This window comes from Actinoplanes sp. NPDC019969, from assembly GCF_055562375.1.
On record NZ_JBVHFK010000029.1, the window covers coordinates 23,726 to 41,112 of the forward strand.

Consider the following 17,387-nt stretch of genomic DNA (forward strand, 5'->3'; position numbering starts at 1 on the left):
GGGATGGTGTCGACAGCCCATCATCGGCGCCAGCTGTTCCTGGCTCTGCGTCGTCTTCTTGACGCCGGCGTACAGGTAGAAGACCGCGAGCAAGGCAGCGAGAACCCAGTAGACGATGTGCATGAGACGGCCTTCCCGGATGGGTTACCAGAAGTAAGTAGCCACATCATGGGGCACTATCGTCGGGCTTACAAAAGGCACATCGGTGTACCTGAGGCACAGGGAGTTGTCGGTGGAATACGAGCACACGTGCATGATCCGCGGGGACGGCGGCAAGACGATCCGGGCCATCCTCGACCAGATCTGCAACAAGTGGACGCTGCTGATCGTGGCGACGCTGGACCAGGGGACGCTGCGTTTCACCGACCTGCACCACCAGATCCCCGGCATCTCGCAGCGCATGCTGACCCTGACCCTGCGCAACCTGGAACGTGACGGCCTGGTGTCGCGCACCGTCTACGCCGAGGTGCCGCCGCGCGTCGAGTACGCCCTCACCACTGTCGGCAAGAGCCTGATCCCACCGGCGCTCGCCCTGGCCGGCTGGGCCCTCGAACACGTGCCCGGCATCGAAGCCAGCCGCGCCGCCTTCCCGAAACGCCCCTGACAACCATGACCGGAGCGACGTACGCCGCCCTCGCCGCTCGCCTCCACCGCCAGACGGCGCCGGCCCGCCTGCCGTCGCCGGGCTTCTCGTGGACGTCTCGTGGTGGCTCGACACCTGCTCCGACGATGAGGTCGACGAATGGGTGGCGGGAAACCTGCAGGAGAGCACCGCCTGGTTCCTGTCCCGTTTGCCCGCGGGAGCGCCGCCGGCTGCTGGAGGTTCTCGGCGATCTCGCCACCGGCGAACAACACGACGGGCGCCGGTACGAGGTGCGCAACTTCCCGTTCGCGATGGGCCTGGTCGACACGGAGCCCACGATGGAGAAGCCGTTGCAAGATGATCACGGCCGCGATGCCGCCGGCGATCAGGAGGACGCAGAGGATCCGGCCGGTCACGTACCGGGCGGCGCGGGGATGAGTGGGCAGACGCTAACGGTCGATGCGGACCACCAGCGGCCGGTGGTCGGAGACGGGCGCGTGCGGGGTGCGGACCTGCACGACCCGGCCGAGCAGGCCGGCCGAGCGGGGGTCGGCGAGGACGTGGTCGAGCTGGGTCTTCGGGGACGGGCTGGGGAAGGTCGCGGCCCGGGCCAGGGACCGCCAGCCGGTGAAGGCGCGGACCGGGCCGGCGGGCATGTTCAGGTCGCCGAGCAGGACCCGCGGGGCGGGCAGGGCGCGCAGGGCCCGGACGGCGGCGCGCAGCTGGCGCACGTTCCAGCCGGGCACGAACGACAGGTGGGTGGTGCCGACGGTGAGCGGCCCGTCCGGGGTGTCGAGGACGGCGGCGAGCAGCACCCGGGGTTCGTCGCGCAGCAGCAGCAGGCCGCCGTCGGGCACGTACACCGGGGAGCGGACCGGCGCGGCGGGCAGCTGGGTGACCTGCCAGCGCAGCACCGGGTAGCGGCTGACGAGGGCGATGCCGTACTGCGGATGGGCGATGTCGGCGCCGGAGTGCCAGGCCTCCCAGCGTTCGCCGGGGGTGCCGACGACGGCGGCGGCGAACCGGTGGGTGGTGGCGTTCAGGGCGTCGGCGGCCAGGGCGGTGAGGTCGAGCAGGCCGCTGCGGGGTTGCGCCCGGTCGACCTCCTGCAGGCCGAGGACGTCGGCGTCGAGGTCGGCGATGGCATCGCGGATCCGGCCGGCGTGTACGGTGCCGTCGGACAGTGATCTGCCGTGCAACAGGTTGAAGGTGGCCAGGCGCACGAGCCGACCCTAGCCAACGGGATAGGTGGGATGTTCTTCAAGGCGTTGTTGTGTCTCGCGTTACTGTTCGTCGCGGGCGCGATGTTCGGGATCTGGCTGCAGAAGCAACGGCGCGGCCGGTGATCGCGACATTGCTGGTGGCGGCGCTGGCCGCCGGGTGGGTGGACGCGGTGGTCGGCGGCGGCGGGCTGCTGTTGCTGCCGGCGCTGCTGGTGGCGGCGCCGCAGTTGCATCCGGCGACGGCGCTGGGCACCAACAAGCTGGCGGCGATCTGCGGGACGAGCACGGCGGCGGTCGCGTACGCCCGCCGCACCAAGATCGACTGGGGGGTGGCGGGGCCGGCCGCCGCGCTGGCGCTGGTGTGCGCCGGCTGCGGGGCGGCGCTGGCCGGGGCGATCCCGGCGACCGCGTACCGCCCCGTGATCATCGGCATCCTCATCGCGGTGGCGGTGTTCGTGACCGTACGCCCGCAAATGGGGTTGGTCGAACAGCCGGAGAAACGCACCACCGCACGCCGCGCCACCGCCGTGGCCGTGGCCGGCGGCCTGATCGCCGCCTACGACGGCCTGATCGGGCCCGGCACCGGCACGTTCCTGGTGCTGGCGTTCACCACGCTGATCGGCGCGGACTTCGTGCACGGCTCCGCCATGGCCAAGATCGTCAACACGGCGACGAACCTGGGGGCGCTGGTCGTGTTCGCCGCGACCGGGCACGTGGCGTGGCTGCTGGGCGCGGGGATGGCGGTGTGCAACGTGATCGGGGCGCTGATCGGGGCGCGGATGGCGCTGAGACGCGGCTCCGGCTTCGTGCGGATCATCCTGCTGGTGGTGGTGCTGGCGCTGATCGCCCGCCTCGGGTACCTGCACTGGCAGGAATCCTGACCGGGAACAATGGCGGCATGAGCGAGGATCTTCAGAAGCTGATCGCCACCATCGAGGAGCAGGAACAGCGCCTGATCTTCACGAGTTTCACCGAGACCGACGCGTGGGAGCTGGGCAGCCTGCTGGTGCGCCTGGCGACCGAGCGGAGGCTGCCGGTGGCCCTGGACATCCGGCGCGGTCAGCAGCAGCTGTTCCACGCCGCGCTGCCGGGCTCCTGCGCTGACAACGACACGTGGATCGAGCGCAAGGTGCGGGTGGTCTACCGGTACGCCGCCTCGTCGTACCTGATCGGCCGGCAGCTCGCCGCCAAGGGCCGTGAGCTGGACGCCTCGCAGGGTGTCGACCCGGCGTCCTACGCGGCCCACGGCGGCGCGTTCCCGGTCCGCATCGCCGGCGCCGGCGTGATCGGCGTGGTGACCGTTTCCGGGCTGCCGCAGGCCGACGACCACGCCCTGGTCGTCGAGGCGATCGAGACGTTCCTGGCGGCCTGAGGTCTGCTGTCGGCAGACGCGGCTGGACGTGTCGCCGGGCCGCCGGGCAGGCTGGGCGGCATGCGGATTCTGGTGCTGGGCGGTAGCGGCTTCGTGGGCCGTGCGGTCGCCGAGGAGGGTGTGGCGCGCGGCGGCGACGTGACGGTGTTCAACCGCGGGCGGCGCGAGCCGGTCGCCGGGACACGGGTGCTGACCGGCGACCGGCTCGCCCCGGACGGCCTGGCCGCGCTGCGCGACGGCACCTGGGACGTGGTGGTGGACACCTGGTCGGCGGACGCCGCGGCGGTGCGGCGGGCGGCGGGTCTGCTGCGGGGCAGGGCAGGACATTTCTCGTACGTGTCCAGCCGCTCCGTCTACCACTACGACGAGACGGCGCCACCGTCACCCGTACCGCCGGCCGAGGACGCTGCGGTGGTCGCCGAGGACTTCCCGGGGTACGCCGGTGACAAGCTCCGTGGCGAGCGGGCCGCCGAGGCGTTCGGCGGGCCGCTGCTGCTGGCCCGGGCCGGTCTGATCCTCGGCCCGTACGAGGACATCGGACGGCTGCCGTGGTGGCTGAACCGGCTGCACCGGGGCGGCCCGACGCTGGCGCCCGGCCCGTACGACCTGCCGGTGCAGTACGTCGACGCCCGCGACCTGGCCGCGTTCCTGCTCGACGCGGCCGCCGGCGGGCACACCGGCGCGTTCAACGTGGTCAGCGAACCCGGCTTCACCACGATCGGGGAGATCCTGGACACCGCCGCCGAGGTCACCGGCGGCCGGGCCTCGTTGCGGTGGCTGCCACCGGAGAAGATCCTCGCCGCCGGGGTGCAGCAGTGGACCGACCTGCCGATCTGGCTGGCGCCGGGCCCGCTGCACGCGTTCCTGCACCACGGCGACGTGCGCCGGGCGGTCGCGGCGGGCCTGCGGTGCCGCCCGGTCCGCGAGACGATCACGGACACGTGGGCGTGGTTGCGGTCACTGCCGGGCGGTGCCCCGCTGCGCCCGGACCGCCCCCGGGTCGGCCTGGACCCCGCGGTCGAGGCGAAACTGCTGGCATGACCGCAGGGCTCCATGCGACGACGCTGGTCGATGGTGACGGCGGTGACGCCGGGGCCGGGCGCGACCCGTACCCGTACCGTCCCGGTGTCGTCGGCGCCGTCCTGCTCCGCGCCGGGCCGCAGGTCCGGCCGCACCTCGGCGATGACGTCGTCGAGGTGCGCCCGGGGTGGGTCACGCTGAGGCATCGTCTCCCCCGTTCCGCATGCCGTCCCCATCTCACTGAACGCCGCCCGACAGCCCGGCGCCGTTGTGCGGAACTTGCGAAATCAGCGGTTCCCGGTGAACCCGCCCCGCCCGGCCGGGGTTGACGCTGTCGCGCCGGGGGCGGAACGGCGGCGCACGCCTATTCGGATCGCCACGGCGGGAAACATCGAATTCACATCTTTGCAGTAATGTTGCCGGACGCATTGACGAGAGTGGAAGGTTAACGGCATTTCGGTATTCCCAATGATCGATTGATGTGCGATCGTGTTCGGGCACCGGGAGCGGGGCCGCGCCCGCCTGCCCGTCCGCACACGTTTCGTTCGGGGGTCGTCATGCCATACCCGGATCATCCGGGTCAACACCGGCAGCCTGCCGTCGCCCGGCACGCCGCCGACCCCGACGAGTACCGGCCCACCGCCGCTCCACCCTGGCAGGCGCCCGCCTCCCCGTGGCAGGCGCCCGCACCGTCCGCGCCGGCCGCTCCACCCTGGCAGGCGCCCGCCTCCCCGTGGCAGGCGCCCGCCCCGCCGGCTCCGCTCCGCGACCCGGACGAGCCGTGGCCGCTGATCGCCGACGACCTGTACTGGCTCGCCCACGACGACCACGCGCGACTGGCCGTGGACGCGGACCTCATCGGCCTGGGCCTGGCGTGCGCCGTGCTCAGCGAGCTGGCCTGGACCGGATGGATCGACGTCCACGGTGACCTGCTGGCCGTCGTCGGCCGGCAGCCGCCTCCGGACCCTCTGGCTCACGACGTCTGGGTGCAGCTCTGCGCCGAACCGGCGCCCGTACCGGTGGCGGACTGGCTCCGGGTCCTCGCTCCCGGCGCCTTCGACGGGGTGGCCGGCCGCATGGTCGTCTCCGGGCATCTGGAGGCGACCGTCCGGAAACGGTTGCTGCGCCCGCCGGTCACCGTCTACCGGCCCACCGACATGAACGCCTCCTACTGGCCGACCGCGCGGCTGAACAACAGCATCGAGACCGGCCGTGAGCTGGCGGAGTTCGACCGGGTCCTGGTGGGCCTGTGCGTGTCCACCGGCGTGCACCACCACGTGCTCAACAAGACGCCCGGCAGCCTGGTCGACCGGCTGCGGCACGCCGCCTTCACCACCCGTCAGCCGATCCCGCGGCTGCTGCGCCACCTCGAAACCGTCACCGCCGCCGCCGTGGCGATCCGCTGACGACGTCCATTCCGGCACCCACCCCCGCGTATCAGGAGTAGATCCGTGTCTCACAACGCCCCGCGCACCCGCCCTCCGGCAAGCGCGGTCGCCCAAACCCTCGCCGCCGGCCGGCTCGGCGTCTGGCCGGTGGTCTTCATCGTGATGGCCGCCGCCGCGCCGCTGACCGTCATCGCCGGCGGCGCCACGACCGGCTGGCTCGTCACCGGGGTGGTCGGCATCCCGATCGGCTACCTGGTGGTCGCGGTCGTGCTGGCGATCTTCTCGATCGGGTACGTGGCGATGTCGCGCCAGGTCCTCAACTCCGGCGCCTTCTACACCTACGTCACCCACGGCCTCGGCCGGATCCCCGGCATCGGGGCGTCCGCGGTGGCGCTGCTGGCCTACAACGCCATGCAGATCGGCCTGTACGGCGGGTTCGGCGCCGTCACCGCGAGCTTCGTCGCCGAGGAGTTCGGTGTCACGGTGTCCTGGGCGGTGTGGGCCCTCGGAGCCTGGGCGCTGGTCGCCTTCCTGGGCGTACGCCGGATCGACCTGAACGGGCGCATCCTGGCCACCCTGCTGATCGCCGAGATCGCCGTCGCGCTGGTGCTCGCCGCCGTCCACCTCGGCCACCCCGCCGAGGGCGGCTTCGACCTGACCGCCATCTCCCCCGGCCAGCTGGCGACCGCGGGCATCGGCGCGGTGCTGGTCACGGCGATCACCGGTTTCGTCGGTTTCGAGGGCACGGCGGTGTTCAGCGAGGAGTCGAAGGACCCGCAGCGTACGGTCGCGCGGGCCACGTACATCGCGCTCGGCATCATCGGCGGCCTCTACAGCCTCTGTGCCCTGGCCATGACGATCACGGTCGGCCCGGACAAGATCGTCGCGGCGGCCACCGAGCACGGCACCGAGCTGATCTTCGTGCTGGCGGCCCCGTACGTCCCGAACTGGATCATCGTGCTGGGGCACCTGCTCTTCATCTCCAGCCTGTTCGCGGCGCTGCTGGCCTTCCACGCCACCGCGAGCCGCTACTTCTTCGCCCTCGGCCGGGAGGGCGTGCTGCCCCGGGCGCTGGCGCGGACCAGCGTGCGCAGCCGCTCCCCGAAGGCCGCGTCGCTGACCCAGAGCGCCATCGCGGTCGTGGTGCTGGGCCTGTACGCCGCCAACGGCTGGGACCCCATGATCAACCTGTTCTTCTGGATCACCGTGACCGGCGGGCTCGGCGTGCTGATCCTGATGTTCATCACCTCGATCGCCGTCATCGGCTACTTCCTGAAGCCGGCCCACCGCGCCGGCGTCGGCGTCGGCCGCGGCCTGGTCGCCCCGACCGTGGCCAGCCTGCTCCTGGGCTGGATCCTGATCGTCACCCTGCAGCAGTTCGACGTCCTGCTCGGCGTCGACCCGGCCTCGCCGTGGCGCTGGATCTTCCCGGTGGCGTTCGGGGCCGCCGCGGTGCTCGGCATGCTCTGGGCCGTGTACCTGCGCGCCGCCCGCCCGCAGGTGTACCGGGTGATCGGCACCGGCGCGCACAGCGCCCTGATCGATCCGCTGCCCGACACCCCGGCGCCGGTCACGGCGGCCCGGTGACCGGCGTGACCTCATCGATCACCGGCGCCGGCGTCCACCGGGCCGCCGCACCGCACCTCGACCTGGTCAGCGACATCCTCACCGCCGCGTTCCTGCACGGCGACCTGGCCCCGTGGCTGATCCCCGACGAGGTCGAGCGCCGCCGCGTCTACCGCCCGTACTTCCGGATGCTGGCGGCCCACGCCGTCGAGCACGGGCGCGTCGACGTCATCGGCGAGGACGCGTGCGCGGTCTGGTACGACCTCGGCGACGATCCGGACCTGACGATCGACGACTACGATCGGCGGCTCGCCGAGATCACCGGGCCGGCGCTGCCCCGGTTCCAGCAGATCGACGAGGCGATGCACCGGCACCACCCGCGCGGCCGGCCGCACGCCTACCTGGCGTTCCTCGCCGCGGTGCCGGGCCGGCAGGGCGGCGGCCTGGGTACGGCGCTGCTGGACCACCGGCACGCCGAGCTGACCAGGCAGGGCCGGCCGGCGTACCTGGAGGCGACCGGCCCCGTCAACAGCGCCCTGTATCAGCGCAAGGGTTACCAGCCGCTCGGCCCGTTCCCGGTGGCGCCGGGCGGCCCGAACCTGTACCCCATGTGGTGGACCAGCCGGTAGTCAGACGCGGCGGGGGCCGGCCAGAACCACGTCGAGGCCGGTGCCGGAGGTCAGCGCTCCGACGGTGGCGAGGCCGGCTCCGACGCCGGCCTCGCCGCCCTGCCACCGAGCCGGTGTCCTACAGCGCGGCCGCCGCGTGCCGGCCCGCTGCCCGGCCGCTGAACAGGCAGCCGCCGAGGAACGTGCCCTCCAGGGCGTTGTAGCCGTGCACCCCGCCGCCCCCGAACCCGGCCACCTCGCCCGCCGCGTACAGGCCCGGGATCGGGTCGCCGCTGGGCCCGAGCGCCCGCGAGTCCAGGTCCGTCTGGATGCCGCCGAGCGTCTTGCGGGTGAGGATGTGCAGTTTCACCCCGATCAGCGGACCGGCCGCCGGGTCGAGCAGCCGGTGCGGCACCGACGTGCGCCCGATCCGGTCGCCGAGGTAGCGCCGCGAGTTGTGGATGCCCTGGATCTGCGCGTCCTTGGTGACCTTGTTGGCGATCTGCGCGTCGCGGGCCTCCACCTGCTCGCGCACCCGCGCGGCGTCCAGCAGCGGCTCGGCCGTCAGCGTGTTCATCCCGGCGACCAGCTCCTCCAGGCCGGGCGCGACGACGAAGTCCGGCCCGTGCTGCTTGAACGCCTCCACCGGCGCCGGGGCGCCCTTGCCGAACAGCCGCTCCTTGAGGAAGCCGCGCCGGTCCTTGGCGGTCAGGTCCGGGTTCTGCTCGGAACCGGACAGGGCGAACTCCTTCTCGATGATCCGCTGGGAGAGCAGGAACCAGGAGTGGTCGTACGCCGCGATCTCCGGGTTCGTCCGCAGGTACTTGAGCGTGCCGAGGGTGTCGTAGCTGGGGAAGAACGGGGCGGGCAGCCGGCGGCCGACGGCGTCGAGCCACAGCGGCGACGGCGCGGACAGGATGCGGATGCCATGGCCGGGCCAGATCGGGTTCCAGTTCTGCACGCCCTCGGTGTAGTGCCACATCCGGTCGCGGTTGACCAGGCGCGCCCCGGCGTCCTCGGCGATCCGCAGCATGCGGCCGTCGACGTACGCGGGCACGCCGGTGATCATCGTGCCGGGCGGGGTGCCGAGTCGCGCCGGCCAGTACTGCCGGACCAGGTCGTGGTTGGCGCCGATGCCGCCGGTGGTGACGATGACGGCCTGGGCGCGCAGCTCGAAGTCGGCGATCCGGTCACGGTTGGAGGAGACGCCGCGGGCGGCGTCGTCAGGGGCGAGGACCGTGCCGCGTACGCCCACCGCCGTCCCGTTCTCGACGATCAGCTCGTCGACGCGGTGCCGGTGCCGGAACTGCAGGAGCCCGGCGGAGGCGGCGTTCACCGCGGAGGCCGCGAACGGCTCGACCACGCCGGTGCCCGTACCCCAGGTGATGTGGAACCGTGGCACCGAGTTGCCGTGCCCGCCCGCGCGCAGTTCGCCGCGTTCGGCCCAGCCGGCGAACGGCAGCCAGCTCATCCCGAGCGAGGCGAGCCAGGACCGTTTCTCCCCGGCGGCGAACTCGACGTACGCCCGTGCCCACTTGACCGCCCACGAGTCCTCGTCGGCGAGCCGGTCGAACCCGGCGCTGCCCTGCCAGTCCGCCCAGGCCAGCTCGACACTGTCGCGGATGCGGGCGCGCCGCTGCTCGGGGCTGCCGACGAAGAACAGGCCACCGAACGACCACCACGCCTGTCCGCCGAGGTTCGCGGCGTTCTCCTGGTCGACCAGTGCCACCTTCCTACCGGCGGTGGTGAGCTCGTGCGCGGCCGCGAGCCCGGCCAGTCCGGCTCCGACCACGATGACGTCGACGTCCACGCCCTGTTCCCCCTCAACTCGTGGCAGTGACCTCCGCCACGCTCGAATACGAGAATTTATCGGATTCGCGGCGTCGTGGAAACACACCGGTGTGACCCCCGCCGCTCGCACGCTCCCCCGCGCGAACCCGCCCGCGCTCCGACAACAATGGTGGGGTGCCGCACCCCACCGCCGATCCCGCCGGCACTCGCCAGCAACTCGCCGATCTCCGCCCCGACCTGCTGGACGCTTTCGACACCGCCCTGCCCGGCGCCCGCGCCGCGATCCTGGCCCGGCTGCTGCTCGCCCTCGAACACGAGCCGCTGCCCGGCCTGACCGGCCGGCACCACCACGACGGCCACACCCACGTCCGGTTCACCCGGGCGCTGATCAGCTATCCCACCGCCGCCGCCACCGCGTTCACCGCACCGCCCGCCGGCCTGACCGTCACCGTCCAGGGTGCACCCGTCGGCGACCCGGCGGAACTCACCGCCCTGCTGTGGCCCGGCGCGGCCCTGACCGCCGAGATCGCCAACAGCGTCGCCAACCTGGCCCTGGCCCGCGCCGCCACCCCCACGCCGGGTGACCTCACCGCGCCCGGCGTCGCCTCCATCACCGCGCCCGGCGTCGCCGAACAGCTGCTGGTCGACGGGCACCCGCTGCACCCGTGCTGCCGCACCCGCACCGGCATGACCGTCGCCGACGTGCTCGCCTACGCCCCCGAGCACCGCCCGGTCATCACGCTGCGCCGGCTGACCGTGCCCCCGGACCGGTGGCACGGCACCGCGAAACCGGTGCTGTACGCCCACCCGTGGCAGGTCGCCCACCTGCGCGACAGCTACCCGTGGCTGGGCGACGGCGGCGAGACCGGCCCGGTCCGGCCGCTGATGTCGCTGCGCACGGTCGCCCCGCTGGACGGCGGCCCGCACATCAAGACCGCCGTCGACATCCAGATGACCTCGGCGATGCGCACCGTCTCGCCCGCCGCCGTCCACAACGGCCCGCGCCTGTCCGCCCTGCTCCAGACCCTCACCCGGGACCTGCCCCTGGACGTGCTCGCCGAGACCGAGGCCGGCGCGGTGATCACCGGCAACGGACCCGACCGGCATCTCGCCCACCTGGTCCGGCAGGCGCCACCGCCCGGCGCGATCCCCCTCGGGGTGCTCGCGGCGACCCCGGCGATCCTGCGGACCGTCGCTGACCCGTACCTCTTCATGAAAGACCTGGGAGAGGTGTTGTTCGCCCCGCTCGCGCGCGTGCTGGAACGCGGGGTCGCCCTGGAGGCGCACGGCCAGAACACCCTGGTCGTGCTCCGTGACGGGCGGGCGGTCCGGGCCGTCTACCGCGACCTCGGCGGGGTCCGGGTCCACCCCGGCCGGTTGGGAACCGACCCGGGCCTGATCGGTGACCTGCCCACCGACGACGTCACCGAACTGCGCACGAAACTGTCCGCCGCCGCCCTGGCCACCGTCGCCCGGCAGACCGTCGCCGCGCTCACCGCCGTGTTCGGCGCCGACCCGGACCGGCTGTGGCGCGAGGTCGCCGCCGCCCTGCACGGCACCGCCGACACGAAACACCTGCTCACCGACCCGCTGCCGGTGAAAGCGACCACGGCGATGCGGCTCGCCGCCGATCCCCTGAACGACCAGTGGACCCACCTCGACAACCCCTTGACGGCGCACGGCGGAAGGACCCCCCGATGATCCGCATCGTCAGCACCGGCCGGCTCGCCGCCGCCGCCGCGCACACCGAAGCCGCCCTCGCCGTCCACGAACCCCACCTGGTCGACGGTTTCGTCCGCAACCTGCCGCACGCCGCCGACACCGTCGGCCGCCGCCTGCGCGCCGCCCTCGTCCGCGAGGACCTCACCCCCGCCGCCGCCGGGGGCCGCCGGCACGCGTTCGACCGGGTCGAATACCCGAACGCCGGCGTCGCCGACCCCGTCGACCTGCTCGCCGGCATCGACCCCACCGGCGCGTTCTCCGCCGAGATCCGCAACGCCGTGATCAACCTCGCGGTCGCCCTGTCCCGGTTCGACCCGCGGATCCCCGACAGCGCCGACCCGGACCTGACCGCCGTCCATCTGGAACGCCTCGCCGTCGCCGGCCACAACCTGCACCCGTGCGGCCGCACCCGCCTCGGCTGGGACACCGGCGACGTGCTCGCCCACGACCTCGAAGCCGGCCACACCGCGATCCGGTTCGTCGCCGTCCGCGACGACACCCACCTCGGCGACGACCTCGGCGCCTGGCTGCACGCCTCCTACCCGGACGTGCCGGACGCGCCCGCCGGGTACCGGGTTCAGCCCGTGCACGCCTGGCAGTTCGACACCGTCCTGCACCGCTACCGGGACCTGTTCACCGACGGCACCCTGCACCGCCTCGACGGCCACCTCGACGCCGTGCCCACCGCCGCCCTGCGGACCCTGCTGCTGCCCGGCGGCCACTACCTGAAGGTCAGCCTCGACATCCAGGTCACCTCCACCCGCCGCAGCATCAGCGTCGCCTCCACCCGCAACGGCCCCGCCCTGTCCACCCTGCTGCACCGGCTCACCGCAACCGAACCGCGGCTGCTGCTGATGGCCGAGACCGGCGGCGCCGCCGTGCCCGCCGGCAGCGGCCGCGACCTCTCCGCCATCGCCCGCACCGGCCTCACCGGCCGCCTCCGACCCGGCGAACGGGCGATCCCGGGCGGCGCCCTGCCCGCCCACGACCCGGCCATCGGCCGTACCGTCCTCGCCGGCCTCGTCGACACCGCCGGCGGCGACCCGGCCGCCTGGCTCGCCGACTACACCCGCCTGCTGCTGCCCCCACTGCTGCGGCTGCTCGCCGACGGCGTCGCCCTCGAAGCCCACCTGCAGAACTGCCTGCCCACCTTCGTCGACGGCCGCCCGCACCGGCTCGCCCTGCGCGACTTCGCCGGCCTGCGCCTGCACCCCGGCCGCCTCGCCGACGCCGGCCACCGCATCGACCTGTGGCCCGGCTCCGTCGTCGGCACGACCGATACCGAGACCCTGCGCGCCAAACTCGGCTACACCGCCCTGCAGGCCCACCTCGGCGAACTCGTCGTCCGCCTCGGCGAATCCCACGACCTCGACGAGACCCGCGCCTGGCGCATCGTCCGCGACGTCATCGACGAAACGTACGACACCCTCGGCGCCCACCCGCACGCCGCCGCCGACCACAGCTGGCTGATCGCCGCCCGCGTCCCCCACAAAGCCCTGGTCCGCATGCGCCTGGCCGGCGCCGGCGACCTCCACATCCCGGTGAGCAACCCCCTCCATGCCTGACCTCTCCCCCGCCCTGCGCGCCCTGCCTCACCCGCGTTGCGCCTACGTCTACGACACGTCCGTACTGCGGGCGCGGGCGGCGTCGCTGCGGGCCGCGCTTCCGGCGAACACCTCCTTCCTGTACGCCGTGAAAGCCAACGGCCACCCCGACGTCGTACGAACCCTGGCCGCCGCCACCGACGGTCTCGAAGTAGCGTCCGGCGGCGAACTGTCCCTCGCGATCCAGGCCGGCGCTGAGCGGATCGTGTTCGGCGGGCCCGCCAAAACCGACGCCGAACTCGCCGCCGCCCTCAACGCCGGCGTCCTCCTCAACGTGGAGAGCGCCCACGAGCTGCGCCGCCTCGCCGCCCTCGGCGCACAGGCCGACATCTGCCTGCGCGTCAACCGCAGCACCCCCACCCTGTCCGGCAGCCACACCATGACCGGCACGCCCACCCCGTTCGGCATCGACGAGACCCAGCTGCCGGCAGTGCTCGCCGACATCCCCGCCGGGCTGCGCGTCATCGGCTTCCACCTGCACGCCGTCTCCAACAACCTCGACGGCCCGGCGCACGCCGCCTTCCTCCGCGATGCGATCACCTGGTCGGTGAAGACCTCTGCGGCGTACGGGGTGAGCCTGCGCCTGATCAACGCCGGCGGCGGACTCGGCGTCGACTACCTCACCGACACGTCCATCGACCTGTCAGCACTGTCCTCGGTGACCGTCCCCGACGGCCTGGAACTGCTCCTCGAACCCGGCCGCTACCTGGCCGCCGATGCCGGCTGGTACGCCGCCGAGGTCCTCGACCTGAAAACCACCCACGGCCGTACGTTCGCGGTCCTGCGCGGCGGCACCCACCACTTCCGGCTACCCGCGGCCTGGGGCTACTCCCACCCGTTCCACATCCTGCCCATCGAGGACTGGCCCCACCCGTACCCCCGCCTCTCCGTCACCGACACCCCCGTCGACGCCGTCGGCGAACTGTGCACCCCCCGCGACGTGCTGACACGCGGGCAGCACGTGCCGCTGCTGCGTACCGGTGACGTGCTGGTCTTCCCCCGCGCCGGCGCCTACGGCTGGGACATCTCCCACCACGACTTCCTCCGCCACGACCCACCCACCTTCCTGACCCTTTGAACCCCGGTTCGCCAGCCGTCGCTCACACCGGTCACCGCCACCCCGACACCCGCCCGAGCGACGGCCCACCACACCAGCCGCCGCTCACGCCGGTCACCGCCACCCCAAGGCCTGCCTGAACGACGGCTTGCCACGCCAGCCGTCGCCCACGCCGGCAATGCCGGCGTGGTGACCGGTCTGGGAGACGGCTGGCGGTTGCGCGGGGCAGGGGCGTCGCGGAGCGACGATTCTTGTCGGAGGGTCCCGGTAGCGTGCCCGGCATGGACGACACCGCCGCGACCCGGCAGCTCGCACACGACTACGTCGACAGCCTCGAGCAGCGCGACTGGCCCCGCCTGACCGGCCTGCTCGCCGACGACGTCGTCTACGAGATGCCACAGACCCGCGAGCGGATCCTCGGCCGGTCCGCGTTCCTGCGGTTCAACATGGAATACCCCGGCGACTGGCATCTGCAGGTCCGCCGCCTGGTCGCCGACGGCAGGCACGCCGCCCTGTGGCTCGACGCCCGCGTCGGCGCCGAAACCCAGGAGGCGTGCGTCTGGCTCGAGACCACCGCCGAGCCGTTGATCTCCCGCATCACCGACTACTGGCCCGAGCCCTACGAGCCACCCGCCGGCCGCGACCACCTCACCGAGCGCCGGTGACGCCGCCCACCCGGCCGCTGTTCGTCACCAGGACCGGAGCACGGGTCACCGGTTTCCAGGCCGCCGGCGACGCCGCTCCGCACTGGTGGGAGCGGCTGCGGCCGGCTCACCCGGAGACCGGGCTGTGGCCGCTGCTGATGGACGCCGACACCCGGACCGGATCATCGAGTCGTACGCCGCCTTCCCCGATGACTGGACGGCCGCCGACCCCCGGTCCCTCGACGGCGCCACCCTCACGGCCGACCGCGGCGAGCGCTACCTGCGCACCAGCTCCCCGGCCTACGCCGCGGAGACCCGCGCCGACCTCGCCGGCGACGGCACCTGGCCGCAGGAGCCGCAGCGACCCGGGTTCGGGCTGCCCTACGGCTGGTCCGGCGAACGGCGGGAGGCCACCGTCGCCCTGGTGCCCGCCGTGGCTGCTGCCGATCACCCTGGACCACAACACCTTCTGGGACCCGCCCCGGCCGAGCACTCCGCGATCATGCAGCACTGGCACGACCGCTACGGCGCCGAGCCTGTCGTCTGGACCGCCACCACCCGGCAGAGGCCATCGCCCTGGCCTGGCAGTACCGGCAGTACAACGACGCCGAATACGACCACTACCGCGCCGACACCCTCACCGACCTGGCCGCCGGCCTGATCGGCAATCCGGTGTGGCGCGTCTGGTGGGACTGACATCATGTCCGGCATGACGGAGATCAATGCCAAGGCGACCCTTCACCGATACCTGCGGGAGGCCCGCGAGGCGCTGCTCGGCAAACTCGACAACCTCCCCGAGTACGACGTCCGCCGCCCTCTCGTCCCCACCGGCACGAACCTGCTCGGCCTGGTCAAACACGTGACCGCGGTGACCGCCGGCTACTTCGGCGAGACGTTCGGCCGGCCGTTCCCCGGCCCGGTCGCCGCGCTGGCCGACGGCGCCGAACCGAACGCGGACATGTGGGCCACCGCCGACGAGTCCCGCGACCAGCTCATCGCCCTGTGGCATCAGGTGTGGGCCCACGCCGACGCCACCATCGACGCGCTCCCGATCGACGCCCCCGGCGCTGTCCGCTGGTGGGGCGGCTCCCCGGTCACGCTGCACCAGATCCTCGTGCACATGCTCGCCGAGCTGAACCGGCACGCCGGCCACGCCGACATCGCCCGCGAACTGATCGACGGCCGCGCCGGCTGGCGCTACCCCGGCGACAACCTGGCCGACGGCGACGACACCTGGTGGGCCTCCTACCGCGACAGGCTGGAGGCCACCGCCCGCACGTTCACCTGACCCCGCCCGCTCACAGCACCACGACCCGGCCGACGCCGACGTCATAGCCGATCACCGGCTCCTGGGCGTACCCCTCAGGCGTCAGCAGCACCGGCTTCCCCAGCGCCCGGCCGATCGTGGCGAAGAACCCGCACAGCACGTCCAGCTGCCGCTGTCCCTGCAGCTCCCGCAGGTCGACGTCGAAGTCGATCTGCTCGGCGTCGTGGAGCCGGAAGATCGCGAGCATCTCCGGCACCGGCCACACGTTGGGGCGACATCCTCCCGGCCGAACAGCTCCGCCACCGTGGCCGGCAGCTCAGCAGGCTCGCCCTCGACGAGACAAGCCCACCGCCAGCCCTCCGACCTCATCAGCGCGACCAGCATCCGCCAGTCCTCGATGGTCGTCCCGGGCACCTGCACATCCGGCAGCACCCCGTTCCGCTCGAGATCGAACCACTCCCGTACCTCGTCCCACCGCAACCCGCTCACGCCGCCCATCCTGCCAACAAGGGGAGGCACACATGACCGACGAAGGACTGGACCACGCTGCGGGAACTCGCCGGCCTCCTCGCACCCGGCCTGATCTCGCTGGCGGCCCGGGGCTTCATCGAGGTCCGCCGTTTCCGTCACTGGCCGGCGCCATGGGACGACGGCGTGCCGCTGACCGGGGACGACCTGGCGCGGGAGAGCGTACGTCCCGAGGTCTGGTCTGCCGAGCCCGGCGACATCGTGCTCGCCGCCCACATCACAAGAGCCGGCATCCGATTCCTCTGAGGGTCTCTCAGGGGTTACTCAGGGACACGAACCGGGTTCCACCTGAGGCGCCCACCACTCGAGGCGACAACGATCCTCGATATGAGAATCGCCCTGATCGCCGCGCCGCTCGCCATGACCGCGTACGGCGTCACCCGGATCCTGGGCCGGCTCGACGGCCACTACGGGCCCGGCGCCGACTGGCAGCTCGCGCACCTGTTCGGGCTGGCCGGCATGCTCCTGTTCGTACCGGTCGTGTTCGCCCTGCGCACCCGGATCGGCGCCGGCCGCAACCTCGTCACCGGCATCACCCTGGCCGGCCTGGCCGCCTCGATCGTCCAGTTCAGCGCCGACATGATCCTGGCCGTGGCCGCCGCCGACAGCGCCGAACTGAAGACCCGCCAGCACGAGTTCGCCGACCTGCCCGGCGTCCAGCCCGCCGTCTACGACATCGGCCCGCTGCTGTTCTTCATCGGCATCGTCGTGATGGCCGCCCTCGCCGCCGGCGCCCGCCGCCTGCCCTGGTGGAGCCCCGCCATGATGCTGCTGGCCGTCGCACTCCCCCCGATCGACCTGAACCTGATGCCCCTCACCGGCATCCTCATGCTCATCGCCCTCCACCCCCTGCAGGACACCACCCCCACCGCTACCGGCCCCGCCGCTCCCACCCACACCCCAACCCACCGTTGATCTCGTCCGGCTGGTCGGGCGTGCTGTCTGGCCGGGGCCGGGACACCCCAGTCGACCAACCCGGGAAAACACAGCGGGGGATAATTTGTGTATGGCCAG

At 72.8% G+C, this 17,387-nt stretch carries 18 protein-coding genes; 15 read left to right on the forward strand and 3 right to left on the reverse strand.

Translation table 11 applies throughout. The annotated features are described in order from the left end of the window. Positions 1-232 precede the first annotated feature (232 nt). Positions 233-604 (forward strand): winged helix-turn-helix transcriptional regulator, encoded by a 372-nt coding sequence (locus ACZ3II_RS43000; RefSeq protein WP_465526584.1) that lies wholly within the window; start codon positions 233-235, stop codon positions 602-604. Between the two features lie 428 nt (positions 605-1,032). Here ACZ3II_RS43000 and ACZ3II_RS43005 read toward each other — a convergent pair whose 3' ends face one another. Beyond that, positions 1,033-1,806 carry an endonuclease/exonuclease/phosphatase family protein gene (locus ACZ3II_RS43005; protein WP_465526586.1) on the reverse strand — a complete coding sequence of 258 codons (774 nt, stop codon included), beginning with the start codon at positions 1,804-1,806 and terminating at the stop codon, positions 1,033-1,035. A gap of 119 nt (positions 1,807-1,925) precedes the next feature. Here ACZ3II_RS43005 and ACZ3II_RS43010 point away from each other — a divergent pair, with 119 nt between their 5' ends. The 7 genes from ACZ3II_RS43010 to ACZ3II_RS43040 all read left to right on the forward strand — a co-directional run bounded on the left by ACZ3II_RS43010 (position 1,926) and on the right by ACZ3II_RS43040 (position 7,781). Next, complete coding sequence (locus ACZ3II_RS43010; RefSeq protein WP_465526588.1) at positions 1,926-2,687, forward strand: sulfite exporter TauE/SafE family protein; 762 nt, start codon at positions 1,926-1,928, stop codon at positions 2,685-2,687. Positions 2,688-2,704: 17 nt separating this feature from the next. Then, positions 2,705-3,178, forward strand: a complete 474-nt coding sequence (locus ACZ3II_RS43015) for a heme-degrading domain-containing protein (protein ID WP_465526590.1) — start codon at positions 2,705-2,707, stop codon at positions 3,176-3,178. Positions 3,179-3,238: 60 nt separating this feature from the next. Continuing rightward, positions 3,239-4,219, forward strand: coding sequence for an NAD-dependent epimerase/dehydratase family protein (locus tag ACZ3II_RS43020; RefSeq protein WP_465526592.1), 981 nt, complete (start codon positions 3,239-3,241; stop codon positions 4,217-4,219). 12 nt (positions 4,220-4,231) lie between these two features. Further along, positions 4,232-4,399, forward strand: a complete 168-nt coding sequence (locus ACZ3II_RS43025; protein WP_465526594.1) for a hypothetical protein — start codon at positions 4,232-4,234, stop codon at positions 4,397-4,399. A 356-nt stretch (positions 4,400-4,755) separates the two neighbouring features. Beyond that, on the forward strand, positions 4,756-5,604 hold the full coding sequence (locus tag ACZ3II_RS43030; protein ID WP_465526596.1) for a GOLPH3/VPS74 family protein: 849 nt from the start codon (positions 4,756-4,758) through the stop codon (positions 5,602-5,604). Positions 5,605-5,649: 45 nt separating this feature from the next. Next, positions 5,650-7,173, forward strand: a complete 1,524-nt coding sequence (locus ACZ3II_RS43035; protein WP_465526598.1) for an APC family permease — start codon at positions 5,650-5,652, stop codon at positions 7,171-7,173. A 5-nt stretch (positions 7,174-7,178) separates the two neighbouring features. Next, a complete protein-coding gene (locus ACZ3II_RS43040) occupies positions 7,179-7,781 on the forward strand; it encodes a GNAT family N-acetyltransferase (RefSeq protein ID WP_465526600.1) in 603 nt (200 codons plus the stop codon). Positions 7,782-7,899: 118 nt separating this feature from the next. On the opposite strand, the gene ACZ3II_RS43045 is transcribed toward ACZ3II_RS43040, so the two are convergent. Then, on the reverse strand, positions 7,900-9,570 hold the full coding sequence (locus tag ACZ3II_RS43045; RefSeq protein ID WP_465526602.1) for an FAD-binding dehydrogenase: 1,671 nt from the start codon (positions 9,568-9,570) through the stop codon (positions 7,900-7,902). A gap of 155 nt (positions 9,571-9,725) precedes the next feature. On the opposite strand from ACZ3II_RS43045, the gene ACZ3II_RS43050 reads away from it, so the two are divergent. The 6 genes from ACZ3II_RS43050 to ACZ3II_RS43075 all read left to right on the forward strand — a co-directional run bounded on the left by ACZ3II_RS43050 (position 9,726) and on the right by ACZ3II_RS43075 (position 15,866). Then, a complete protein-coding gene (locus ACZ3II_RS43050) occupies positions 9,726-11,252 on the forward strand; it encodes an IucA/IucC family protein (RefSeq protein ID WP_465526604.1) in 1,527 nt (508 codons plus the stop codon). Beyond that, positions 11,249-12,838 carry an IucA/IucC family protein gene (locus ACZ3II_RS43055; protein ID WP_465526606.1) on the forward strand — a complete coding sequence of 530 codons (1,590 nt, stop codon included), beginning with the start codon at positions 11,249-11,251 and terminating at the stop codon, positions 12,836-12,838. The genes ACZ3II_RS43050 and ACZ3II_RS43055 overlap by 4 nt, the downstream gene beginning before the upstream one ends. After that, the gene (locus tag ACZ3II_RS43060) at positions 12,831-13,955 is read left to right on the forward strand and encodes a type III PLP-dependent enzyme domain-containing protein (protein WP_465526608.1); all 1,125 of its coding nucleotides are present in this window, start codon (positions 12,831-12,833) and stop codon (positions 13,953-13,955) included. Before ACZ3II_RS43055 ends, ACZ3II_RS43060 begins: the two co-directional genes overlap by 8 nt. A gap of 260 nt (positions 13,956-14,215) precedes the next feature. After that, positions 14,216-14,599, forward strand: coding sequence for a nuclear transport factor 2 family protein (locus ACZ3II_RS43065; protein ID WP_465526610.1), 384 nt, complete (start codon positions 14,216-14,218; stop codon positions 14,597-14,599). Between the two features lie 124 nt (positions 14,600-14,723). Beyond that, complete coding sequence (locus ACZ3II_RS43070) at positions 14,724-15,239, forward strand: hypothetical protein (protein WP_465526612.1); 516 nt, start codon at positions 14,724-14,726, stop codon at positions 15,237-15,239. A 48-nt stretch (positions 15,240-15,287) separates the two neighbouring features. Beyond that, a complete protein-coding gene (locus tag ACZ3II_RS43075) occupies positions 15,288-15,866 on the forward strand; it encodes a DinB family protein (protein ID WP_465526614.1) in 579 nt (192 codons plus the stop codon). 10 nt (positions 15,867-15,876) lie between these two features. On the opposite strand, the gene ACZ3II_RS43080 is transcribed toward ACZ3II_RS43075, so the two are convergent. Further along, positions 15,877-16,092, reverse strand: a complete 216-nt coding sequence (locus ACZ3II_RS43080; RefSeq protein WP_465526622.1) for a hypothetical protein — start codon at positions 16,090-16,092, stop codon at positions 15,877-15,879. A gap of 608 nt (positions 16,093-16,700) precedes the next feature. Here ACZ3II_RS43080 and ACZ3II_RS43085 point away from each other — a divergent pair. Then, the gene (locus ACZ3II_RS43085) at positions 16,701-17,288 is read left to right on the forward strand and encodes a hypothetical protein (protein ID WP_465526616.1); all 588 of its coding nucleotides are present in this window, start codon (positions 16,701-16,703) and stop codon (positions 17,286-17,288) included. Positions 17,289-17,387 lie beyond the last annotated feature (99 nt).

Excerpts from the sequence above, each read along its gene's own strand:
- ACZ3II_RS43085 (WP_465526616.1), top strand. The coding sequence starts at position 16,701 with ATGAGAATCGCCCTGATCGCCGCGCCGCTCGCCATGACCGCGTACGGC.
- ACZ3II_RS43025 (WP_465526594.1), top strand. The coding sequence starts at position 4,232 with ATGCGACGACGCTGGTCGATGGTGACGGCGGTGACGCCGGGGCCGGGC.
- ACZ3II_RS43015 (WP_465526590.1), top strand. The coding sequence starts at position 2,705 with ATGAGCGAGGATCTTCAGAAGCTGATCGCCACCATCGAGGAGCAGGAA.
- ACZ3II_RS43020 (WP_465526592.1), top strand. The coding sequence starts at position 3,239 with ATGCGGATTCTGGTGCTGGGCGGTAGCGGCTTCGTGGGCCGTGCGGTC.
- ACZ3II_RS43075 (WP_465526614.1), top strand. The coding sequence starts at position 15,288 with ATGACGGAGATCAATGCCAAGGCGACCCTTCACCGATACCTGCGGGAG.
- ACZ3II_RS43030 (WP_465526596.1), top strand. The coding sequence starts at position 4,756 with ATGCCATACCCGGATCATCCGGGTCAACACCGGCAGCCTGCCGTCGCC.
- ACZ3II_RS43060 (WP_465526608.1), top strand. The coding sequence starts at position 12,831 with ATGCCTGACCTCTCCCCCGCCCTGCGCGCCCTGCCTCACCCGCGTTGC.
- ACZ3II_RS43065 (WP_465526610.1), top strand. The coding sequence starts at position 14,216 with ATGGACGACACCGCCGCGACCCGGCAGCTCGCACACGACTACGTCGAC.
- ACZ3II_RS43080 (WP_465526622.1), bottom strand. The coding sequence starts at position 16,092 with ATGCTCGCGATCTTCCGGCTCCACGACGCCGAGCAGATCGACTTCGAC.
- ACZ3II_RS43055 (WP_465526606.1), top strand. The coding sequence starts at position 11,249 with ATGATCCGCATCGTCAGCACCGGCCGGCTCGCCGCCGCCGCCGCGCAC.